General features: G+C 66.3%; 1 protein-coding gene. It reads right to left on the bottom strand.

Annotated elements, in window-relative coordinates:
• Window positions 1-780, bottom strand: a 780-nt coding sequence (locus ACERLL_RS17780; protein ID WP_373657436.1) for a selenium-binding protein SBP56-related protein, incomplete at both ends; no start/stop codon positions are given.

The raw sequence follows: 780 nt of genomic DNA, 5'->3' as shown, positions 1-780 counted from the left end.
GCCGGGCTGGCCGGGCAGGTCGCAGCGGCTGGCCACGGGGGTCCGATCGCCGCCGTCCTGCCGGGCGTAGAGGGCCTCGTCGCCGAAGCGCATGAGGTGGGCGCGGCCCAGCTGCTGCTCGCGGAAGTCGATGGTGAACTGGTGCGCCAGCTTCTCGCCGGTCCAGTGGTAGGCCTTGAAGAACTGGTCGTTCTTGCGGCCCTCCTTATCCCACTTGGAAAGCAGCGAGGTGGTGAAGTATACCCGATTGCCGTCCCAGCTCGGCGAGACCATGTTCACCTGCTCGCCGATCTTCTTCTTGTAGACCAGCTCGGGGTTGTGGGGGTCGGTGATGTCGTAGAGCCGGGTGTGGCCGTCGCCGAAGGTGTCCACCCACAGCCGGGTGTCGTTCTCGGCGATGGCGATGTCCACCGGCAGCGGGATGTCCTTGGGATCGCCGATGTTGCCGACGGCCTCCGCCTGCCACTCGTTGTTGTCGTCCAGGAAGATGAGCCACAGCTTGGAGGTGAGCGCCGTGGAGGTGAACATCCAGTCGTGGTCGGCGTTCAGCGCCGGCCGCAGCTCCAGGGGCGCCCCCGGCACGTCCAGCACCTTCTCCGGCTCGCGGGCGTGCAGGTCCCAGACGGTGACCTGGTTGCCGAACTCCTTCATGGCCTCCTTGTCCTTGAGGAGCTTGCGGAGGTCCATCATGTAGTTGCTCCACCCGGTGAAGGAGGAGGTGAACATGGCGTTGCGCCGCGGCATGGCCCGGATGTCGTAGCCGAAGCCGTCGGCGTACTC

Origin of the sequence: Thiohalorhabdus sp. Cl-TMA, from assembly GCF_041821045.1 — a bacterium.
Lineage (GTDB): Bacteria > Pseudomonadota > Gammaproteobacteria > Thiohalorhabdales > Thiohalorhabdaceae > Thiohalorhabdus > Thiohalorhabdus methylotropha.
Note: the sequence above shows the minus strand (reverse complement) of the source record. Positions and strands in the feature narration are given on the sequence as shown.